The sequence below is a fragment of the Achromobacter sp. FW305-C-13 genome (assembly GCF_058783475.1).
Map to the genome: position 1 here is coordinate 406639 of NZ_JBYSYN010000002.1, position 9091 is coordinate 415729.

Annotated in this window: 8 protein-coding genes and 1 riboswitch; of the genes, 1 reads left to right on the plus strand and 7 read right to left on the minus strand. The window is 67.6% G+C overall.

What is annotated here, in order from left to right; translation table 11 throughout:
- Window positions 1-4: 4 nt before the first annotated feature.
- From AC3WMU_RS13435 to AC3WMU_RS13465, 7 genes are read right to left on the minus strand one after another with little or no spacing between them, the layout of a single operon-like run.
- Entirely contained in the window at window positions 5-2467 is a 2463-nt protein-coding gene (locus AC3WMU_RS13435; protein WP_492282478.1) for a mechanosensitive ion channel family protein, read from the minus strand.
- 44 nt (window positions 2468-2511) lie between these two features.
- On the minus strand, window positions 2512-3291 hold the full coding sequence (locus tag AC3WMU_RS13440; protein ID WP_006227126.1) for an SDR family oxidoreductase: 780 nt from the start codon (window positions 3289-3291) through the stop codon (window positions 2512-2514).
- 1 nt (window position 3292) lies between these two features.
- On the minus strand, window positions 3293-4294 hold the full coding sequence (locus AC3WMU_RS13445; protein ID WP_424625548.1) for an ABC transporter substrate-binding protein: 1002 nt from the start codon (window positions 4292-4294) through the stop codon (window positions 3293-3295).
- A gap of 20 nt (window positions 4295-4314) precedes the next feature.
- The gene (locus AC3WMU_RS13450; protein WP_280029233.1) at window positions 4315-5079 is read right to left on the minus strand and encodes an ABC transporter permease; all 765 of its coding nucleotides are present in this window, start codon (window positions 5077-5079) and stop codon (window positions 4315-4317) included.
- Window positions 5076-5840 (minus strand): ABC transporter ATP-binding protein, encoded by a 765-nt coding sequence (locus AC3WMU_RS13455; RefSeq protein ID WP_492282479.1) that lies wholly within the window; start codon window positions 5838-5840, stop codon window positions 5076-5078. The genes AC3WMU_RS13450 and AC3WMU_RS13455 overlap by 4 nt, the downstream gene beginning before the upstream one ends.
- Entirely contained in the window at window positions 5837-7297 is a 1461-nt protein-coding gene (locus tag AC3WMU_RS13460) for an acyl-CoA reductase (protein WP_492282480.1), read from the minus strand. Before AC3WMU_RS13460 ends, AC3WMU_RS13455 begins: the two co-directional genes overlap by 4 nt.
- Window positions 7294-8376 carry a LuxE/PaaK family acyltransferase gene (locus tag AC3WMU_RS13465; RefSeq protein WP_492282481.1) on the minus strand — a complete coding sequence of 361 codons (1083 nt, stop codon included), beginning with the start codon at window positions 8374-8376 and terminating at the stop codon, window positions 7294-7296. Before AC3WMU_RS13465 ends, AC3WMU_RS13460 begins: the two co-directional genes overlap by 4 nt.
- 70 nt (window positions 8377-8446) lie before the next feature.
- A riboswitch (TPP riboswitch) is annotated at window positions 8447-8538 on the minus strand.
- A gap of 166 nt (window positions 8539-8704) precedes the next feature.
- On the opposite strand from AC3WMU_RS13465, the gene AC3WMU_RS13470 reads away from it, so the two are divergent.
- Window positions 8705-9010 carry a type II toxin-antitoxin system RelB/DinJ family antitoxin gene (locus AC3WMU_RS13470; RefSeq protein WP_315139812.1) on the plus strand — a complete coding sequence of 102 codons (306 nt, stop codon included), beginning with the start codon at window positions 8705-8707 and terminating at the stop codon, window positions 9008-9010.
- Window positions 9011-9091 lie beyond the last annotated feature (81 nt).

The window sequence follows — 9091 nt, forward strand, 5'->3', positions numbered from 1 at the left end:
CGGCTCAGCCCGATTCGGTGGCCGCGGGCGGCGGCCGCGTCGCCAGCATGGCGCCGGCCTCGTCCGAAATGCTGCGTAGATGCAGGTCGCGCTGCGGGAACGGGATCTCGATGCCGGCCTGTTTCAGCGCCGTGTACATGCCCGTCAGCATGTCGCTGCGGATATCGATCCAGCGGTCGAAATCGGTGGTCCAGGCGCGCAGGCTGAAGTCCAGTGTGCTGGCGCCGAAACCCATGAACAGCACCACGGGCGCCGGGTCGGCCACGATGCCGGGGGTTTGCCGCGCCACGCCGTTCAGCAGCGCGATCACCTGCGCAGGGTCGGTGCCGTATGCCAGCCCGACGCTGATTTCGATGCGGCGGCTGCGGTCCAGCATGGTCCAGTTCGTCAGTTTTTCGGACAGCAAGGTGCCGTTCGGCACGATCACATCGGCGCCTTCGAAAGTCTTGATCCGCGTGGCCCGCATCCCGATCTCGCGCACTTGCCCCGACGTGCCGCTGATGTCCACGACGTCGCCGGGCTGGATCGGGCGTTCGAACATCAGAATCAGGCCCGACACGAAGTTGTTCACCACGTTCTGCAGGCCGAAGCCGATGCCCACGCCCAACGCGCCGAACACGATGGTCAGTTGGCTGGTCTGGAAACCCGCCGCCGACAGCGCGATGCCCAGGCCCAGCAGCAGCACCAGGTAGTAGGTCAGCGACGCGATGCTGTTGCCCACCCCGCGAGGCAGCGCCATGCGCGTCAGCACCTCGTCGTGCAGGACCAGGCGGATGGTGCGCGCGGCCCAGAACGCGATCACCACCGAGATCAGGAACACCAGGATATTGCCCAGGCTGATCGAGATCGTCCCGACGGCCAGCGTGTAGGACAGCAGTTCGGCGACGAAGGCGTAGGTCGACCGCAGCACCCGGAAGCGGTCCATGGCGTACACCGCCCACCCCACGGCGGCGGCCGCGGTCAACAGGCGGATCAGCAGTTGAACCAGCGGCGGCGCATGCTCGCGAGCCAGCCGGAAGCGGGAGATCCCCTGACGCGCCAGCAACAGTTGCAGCAGCGTGGTGATGACGGTGACGCCCGCGTAGAGCACCAGCCCGAAGTAACCGCTGCCGATGACGGCGCTGGTCAGCATTTCGGCCAGGGACACATTGCCGAACAGGTTGGCGGCCAGCGACGCGCACAGCAGCGCCGCGGCGCCCCAGGCGATAGCCCGCAAGGCGCGCATCTGCCGCGTGGGGGCGACGGGCACTGCCTTGTGGCCGCGGCGCATCAACCACAGGATGGCGGCCAGCGCGACGGCGGTCAGCGCCACCGTGGACAGCCGGTAGAACAGCGTGTTGGCCAGGAACAGGAACCCCAGGCGCTCGGCCAGGAACAGGCCGGTGATGACGTGCGGCCACTGATCCATCTGGCGGCGGACAGAGGGCGGCAGCAAGCGCAGCACCGGCACCGCCGCCAGCACCAGCGCGACCTGCTGCACCATCAAGGGGGCGTCCGGCTCCAGCGCCAGCACGCCCAGCATGGACAGCAGCAGCCACGTCGACAGGGGACGGCCAAGCACGCCTGCCGCGGTTTCGCTCATGACGCCCGCCCGGATCGCGTCCCGGCTTTTTCGCGCCAGCCATAGCAGCAGCGGCAGCAGCACCAGCTGCAATATGCGCAGCGCGCGCTGGTTGCCGCTTTCGGCCGCGTTGTAATCGCGGGCGAAACGCACTTCGATGTCCAGCCCCGTGCGCAGCAGCGCCATCGTGTCCTGGCCCGAGTCCGGGGTTTGGCCCAGGGCCCAGAGCGGGGGCGAATCCACGCGCATCAGGCGGGAATCGATGTAGTCGATGGCGTCGGTCACCGAACGTTGGCCGGCCTTGATCCGTTCCTCGATGGAAGCGGCGCGCTGTTCCAGTTCGGCTTGCCGCGACAGCGGCCCGGACAGCGCCTGGGCGGCTGCGGTCAATTGCGCCAGCACCGCATCCATGCGGTCGGTCAGCGCGGGCGGCAGGTTGGCCGCACCCGCGGCATCCTTGATCGCCTGCCACGCGGCGCGCCGCCGGAACAATTCCGCCGCGTCGCTGGCGTACCAGGAGGTGGCCTGACGCAGGTCGGATCGCCAATGCGCCAGCCGGTGGGCGTCAAACAGCCAATGCCGCTCCAGGCTTTCCACCCGCATGATCGGCAGGGTGCGCAGCTGGGCGGGCTGGAATTCATAGAGTTTTTCGTCGGCGGACTTGGCGATGGCGTCCAGCGTGGGTGTGAACGCCGTGCCCGGGTCGGCCGTCGCGACGCGTTGCAGCACGCCTTCGGCGTACCGAAGGTCGGTATCCGCCCGCAACGGGATGTCCGCCATCTGGATGGCCTCGGGCGGAGCCGGGGCGGGCGCCGCCGGCGCCGAGGCCGTTTGTGCGCTTGCCAGGCCCGGCAGGCCTAGCAGCAGTCCGAACAGGCAGTGGAGGATTCGTGCTCGGACGCGCATGTCGCGACTCCGTTGGGATGCGGCGAACCGGGGGGCTACCCACTCTAGCGCATCACCAGTCCGCCGTCCACGAACAGCACCTGCCCGGTCATGAATCCGCTCCAGTCGGACGCCAGGAACAACACGGGGCCGGCAACGTCCTCGGGCCGGGCGATGCGCCGCAGCGGCGTGGCGGCGATCAACTGCTCGCGAAACGACTCCTGCGTGCCGCCGCTGGCCTGGGTCGGGTAGACCAGGCCGGGGGCGACGCAGTTCACGCGGATGCCGTAGGGTCCCAGTTCGGTGGCCAGATTGCGGCTGAACGCCACCAATGCCGCCTTGGCGGTGGTGTAGTCGTGATACGGCACCACCGGATGCTCGATCAGGTTGCTGGCGATGTTGACGATGGCGCCTTGCGCGCGCTGCTTGAAATGCGGCAGCGCGGCGCGGCAGACGTTGAACGCCGCCCCGACGGCGCCGTCGAACTGCGATTGGTAGTCCTGCCAGCCGAGGGCGTCGAACGCGGTGCGCTGCCGGGGATCGAACGCGTAATGCCGCAAGGCGTTGTTGACCACCACATCCAGCCGGCCCGCATCCTGCACGATGCCGTCGACCATGGCGCGCACCGCCTCCGGCGAGCCGACATCGGCCTGCACGGCCCAGGCGTCGCCGCCGGCGGCCTGGCATTGCGCCACCACGGCCTCGGCGGCCTCGGCATTGCTCAGGTAGTTGACGACCACTGTCGCGCCTTCCCGCGCAAAGCCGCGGGCGATTTCGGCGCCGATGCCGCGGCTGGCGCCGGTCACCAGCACCACCTTGCCTGTGAACTTCAGGGCGGCGCTCATGTCAGGCTGCCGGCAGCAGGCTGGCGTCGACGGCGGCGGACACGTCGATGCGATTCTGAATCAGGCCCAGCTTGCGATAGGCGTCGGCGGCCTGTTGCAGCAGGTCCAGATCCAGCGTGCCCAGCGGGCGGCCGCCGGAAGCGATCGAGGCCGCATTGCGCAGCCGGATCACTTCCAGGTTGATGGCGCGGTCGGTGCCGTCGATGGCGCGCTTGCCGGCCAGCGTTGCGGCTTCCTCCGGCTGGGCGATCATCCACGCGGCGCTGTCGCGGTACGCCTTCAGGAACGCGCGCAGCAGCGGCTGCTTTTGCTGCAGGACGGATTCCCTCACCACGAACAGGTCGCTGGACACGTTCAGGGTGTCGCGCACCTCCATCACATTGACCTCGCCCAGGCCGCGCCGGCGTCCCACGAGCAGGCCGGTGTCAGTGGCCGCGGTGGCGTCAACCTGGCCTTGCAGCAGCGGTGCGAAATTCAGCACACCCGTCACGACGATTTCAACGTCGGCCTCGGTCAGGCCGGCCTGGTGCAGCATCACCAGCAGGTTCTGGCGCGTGCCGCTGGCCAGGCTATAGACGCCGATGCGCTTGCCTTTCAGGTCCGCCGGCCGCGTGATGTTGGCCGACTTCAGCGACACCACGTTGAAGACGTTCTGCGGATAGATGTCGTAGATGGCGCGCAGCTTTTCGCCCTTATCCAGGGCCATGAAGAACGAGCCCGGGTCGGTGAAGGCCACGTCGGCCTGGCCGCTGAGGATGTTGCGGATGGCGTCGCCGCCGCCCGCGCCCGGCAGGTAGACCAGTTCCACGCCCTGCGCCTTGAAGAAGCCCTTGTCGGGCTCGGCCAGCAGGTTGGTGATTTCGCTGATGGGCTTGCTCCAGCCGGCCAGCGTGACCTTGCCTGCGGCGGCGTCTTGGGCGCGTGCGGCCGCCGGCGCCAGAGACGCCGCGGCGAAGCTCGCGGCTGCGGTCAGCAGCGCGCGGCGGGTGGGAGAGGGGAGCATGGGACGAGTCCTGAAGAATGTCATGAGTGATCGGCGTAGGGGCGCAGCAGGCGCCGCTCCAGCATCAGCGTGGCCTGATAGCCCAGCAGCCCGATGGCGGCGATGGCCGTCAGCGCCGCGAACATGAGAGGCGTGTCCATCATGCCTTGCGCGGCGATGATGACGGCGCCCAGCCCGCGGCTGGCGCCGATGAATTCGCCCACCACGGCGCCGACCAGCGCCAGCACCAGGGCCACGCGCAGCCCGGCCAGGATGCCGGGCAGCCCCGCGGGCAGTTTCAGGCGCAGCAAGGTCTGCGCGCGCGAGGCGCCCAGCATGCGGAACAGCTGCAGCCGGTTCGGATCCACCTGCCGCAAGCTGGTCAGCGTGTTTTCCATCAAAGGGAAGAAGCAGATCAGCGCGGTCATGACGACGGTGGGCGCCATGCCGAAGCCGAACCACAGCACGAACAGCGGCGCCAGCGCCAGCTTGGGCACGACCTGGCTGATGATGACGTAGGGCTTGAGCACGCGATCCAGCAAGGCCGATTCCGCCAACGCCACGCCCATCGCCAGGCCGGTTGCGCCGCCCAGCGCCAGCCCCAGCAGCATTTCGGCCAGCGTGGCGCCGATGTGCGGCCACAGATAGCCGGTGGCAAGGCTCGTCCACAGCGTCGTGGCCACGGTGGAAGGGGCGGGCAGCACCAGCGCGGAAATGCCCGCTTGCCTGACAACCGCCTCCCAAGCGCCGATCAGGACGACCAGCAGCGCGACCGCCAAAAAGCGAGACGTGAAGGCGGCCTTCATGGGCGGGCCCCGTTCATGAATTCGAACACCTGCGCGCAATATGCATTGAACGCGGCGCCGTGCCGCATGGACTGCGTGCGCGGCGCGGGCAAGTCCACGTGCAGGTCGGCCACCATGCGGCCTTGGTGCATGACCGCGACGCGGTCGCCCAGGTAGATAGCTTCGCTGATGTCGTGCGTGACGAATAGCACCGTTGTCTTGCGCAGGCGGCACATCCGCATCAGGTCGTCCTGCAGCTCGCCGCGCGTGATGGCGTCCAATGCCGCGAAGGGCTCGTCCAACAACAGCAGGGCCGGCGCAAGGATCAGTGCCCGCGCCAGTGCCACCCGGCTCTGCTGGCCACCAGACAGTTGCCGGGGGTAATGCTGGGCATGGTCGGACAGGCCCAGCATCGCCAGCAGTTCGTGCGCGTGCGCGGTGTCCTCCGAAGACGGACGGCGTTGCAGCGACACGGGCAGCAGCACGTTGTCGATCACGCGGCGCCATTCCAGCAACGTGGGGGCCTGGAACACATAGCCCAGCTGCGGCCCGGGGGCGGCGGGCGTACCGTCCCACAGGCGGATGTGGCCGGACTGCGGCCTCAGCAGGCCGGCGGCCAGCTTCAGCAGCGTCGTCTTGCCGCAGCCGCTGCGCCCGACCAGGCAATGAAAGCCACCGGCCTCCAGTCGCCAATCGATACCGTCGACGATGGGTGGGCGGCCCGGGTAGGTATAGACCGCCCGTTCGATGTCCAGAAAAGGCCTGGTCACAGCGGCGTTCATGGCTCGTAGGACGCGAACGGATCGGCCGCGGCTTCGGCGGACTGCTCGATTTCAGTCATGCGGACGAGATCCAGCAAATTGAAGCGGCCATCGTGATGCCAGCCGGCTTCGGGCACGCTCATCGCGCCGATGGCGCTCACGCGGGTGACGCCTGCCGCGCCCAGCTGTTCGGCCAAGCGGTACAGCTCTTCCGGCGTGGCGGCCACGCCGGCGGTCTGCAGGAATTCGCGGCGGCACGCCACTAGCGGCGCCACCTCGTCCAGCGCGTCGATGCCGGCCACCGTGATGCTGCGCTGCAGAGCGGTCGGCGCCAGGGAGGCCGCCTCATCGACGTAGGCCACGCTCCATGCCGTTTCCATGTCGCCGATCAGCGCGTCCGCGCCGCCTGGGGGCAGCGTCCATTCGATCGCCTGCCGCCATTTCGCCACGGCGGCAGATTCTTCCAAATCCAGCGCGCGCCGTGGAAAGCGCCGCTGCAGATTCGACAGCTCGCCGGCCAGGTAGCCCGCGAAATCGCGCGGCGAAACCGGGCCGCCGCGTTGCACATAGAACACGTGCGGCGAATAGCATCCCTGCTGGTCGTAGCGCATCACATCCCACGCGGCGCGCCGGGCCAAGGCGGGCGCCTTCTGGGCATCCAGCGCCATTGCGCTGACCACGCCGAAACCCAGCTTGTGCCCGTGCGCCAGAAAGCGTGCCGTGACCGGCAGGCGGCGCTGGATGGCGTGCAGCGCGTCGTTGCCGCCGTAGGCCACGACCGTATCGGCCTGGGCATAGAGCGCCGACGCGTCTTCGTCGCCTGCGCCGCGCCACCACACCACGGCCAGGCAATCGGCCAGCGGCGGGTGCACCTCAGCCAGCAAGCGCGCGAACCAGCCTGCAAACAGCGGCTCGGCGCTGGGCAGTTTTCCGATGTTGCCGGCCTTCACCAGCAAGCCGCAGACCAGGCTCCACAACGCCAGCGCGGGCACGTTGCCCGCCCAGCTATGGGCGAGCAGCTGCGGACCGTAGGCGCGCACCGCGCCGCCCTTGGCGGCAGGCTGGAAGCCGTCCAGCACTTTGGGGTTGGCGAAGTCTTCGGCTACGAAGCGGTGCAGTTGCGGCGCGCGGAACGTCTTGAAAAAGCCGGTCAGGCCCAGGCGCACCATCTCAGCGTCGTAGCCGCTGACGATCGGCAGCAGCGCGTCGGCCTGCCGCCGGTACGGGTCGTTGGGGTCAAGCAGGCGGGCGATGGCGCGGTCGATAACTGCGATGATCTCCGACATCGTCATCGTCTTCAGATGCTGCGCGCTGGCGCGTTTGATGCGCTCGGCAAGTGCCTGCATCTGCAGCGCGGTCAATACCGGCACCGCGACGTCGACGCGCTGGCCATCCTGCTCGAACGGCAGGGTCTGCCATTGGACGTCGGCCGCGGCCAGTCCCGGCAGGTATCCGGCCTCGACCCGGACCGTGTTCATGGCGTGGCCGACCGGATGAATTCTTCCACCGCCAGTGAGCATCCCTTGGCCTGCGCGCCCTCGGCGCGACCCAGCAGCAGGAAGCCGCCGTCTGCCGGCAGGCCGACGTCTTCCGTCAGGATGGTGTTGACCGAATTGAAGTTGCCCAGATCGCAGTGCGCCAGGATGCCACGCTCACCGGCCGGCACGGTGCGGCCGGTGGCCGGATCGACCAGGCGCGAACGGATCCAGTGCGGCCCCGACTTGACCGACGGCACGACGGCATTGCCGTCGTCATAGAACTGCGTGCTCAGTTCCGTCATGCCGTACATGTTGATGCACAGCGTGCGCGGCACGCCCAGCAGCTCCGACAGTTCCGAATAAAAGGTGTCCAGCGGCAACTCGCGCGACTGCCCCTTGTAGCCGCCGGTATCCAGGATGCGGCTTCCGGGCGGCAGGCGGAACGACCGGCCCTCCTTGCGCAGCGCGTCGATCACATGCACGAAGCTGAAGCTGGCGCCCAGCAGCGCATAGGGCTCGCCCTGGCGCTCGGCCTCTTCCAGCTGACGCCACAAGCCGTCCAGGTCGATGCCCTGCGGCGACATGAAATAGCGGCTGTCTTCGGTGCCGAAGGCGGATTTCGCCAGCGCCAGGTAATGCGCCAGCGACGAATTGGGCATCGCGATTTCATCCGGGAACAAGATGCCCATCGGCAGGCGAGGCGTGCCCTGCATGACGCGCTGGGCGAAATTGCGGGTCATGGACAGGTCGTACACGGCCAGGTGCGGATGGAAATGCCGCCCGCGCATATCGGCGCGCGTCGTGCCGCTGGTCATGAACACGCGCTCGTCAGGACGGGGCGGCTCACAGCGCAGCTCCATCGCCTTGAAGGCATCGATGGGCACGGCCGGAATGTCGCTCCACGTCTTCACGTTGCGCACCGTCGCGCCGCGGCGCTGGCAGAAACTGCGATAGGGGGCGTTGGCGCCGTACTGATAGGCGAAGAGGAGCAGCGCGAGCTGATCGAACTGCTCGTCGGTGCAGCCGTCCTGGGCGATGAATTCGAGTAGTTCCGCGACCGGCGGGGCGACGTTGTTCATGGGCGTTCGTGGCAATCCTGTACAGGGAAGCTCCGAAGCCCGCCTGCGCAAGCGGCGCAAGGGCGCGGCAGGACAAGGCGAATGCTCTTCTTACGCCGGCATGAACCGGGTCAAGTTCGCGGGTCTGAATCTCAGCACTGGCGTGCACCCCGGAGCAGGATCGATTTTACCCTGCAATGGGATTTCCCCCTTTTCCGGGCAACCATGTCATGGGTTCGAGTTCAGGATGTCCACCTTGGTTTTGGATCAGGTATTTGACAGCGGTTTTGTGTAATTCAATTGAATTACAATGCGGGAATCCCAAGTCTAGTCCACCAGGAGGCCCGCCATGCCCGCCACCGCTCTTGTTCAAACCCGCATCGACCCCGTTCTGAAAGCGCGCGCCACGCAAGTGCTCAACAACATGGGCCTGACCGTGTCGGATGCCGTGCGTATTCTGTTGACCCGCGTGGCCAATGAAGGAACGCTGCCGTTCAATTTTGCCGTGGACCCTGCCGCGCATGACGCCTGGTTTCGCGCCAAAGTGCAAGAAGCCTTGAGCGACACGCGGCCAGCCGTGCCCAATGAAGAGGCCTCAGCCCACTTCGCCAAACGCCGCGCCGCCGCCCTGCGCAAAGCCGAGGGCAAGACGTGAAGGTGGAGTGGTCAGCGCTGGCGATGGAAGACCGGATGAACTCAGTGGCTGAGTATCGGCGCTAGGAAGAAATGTTGGTGG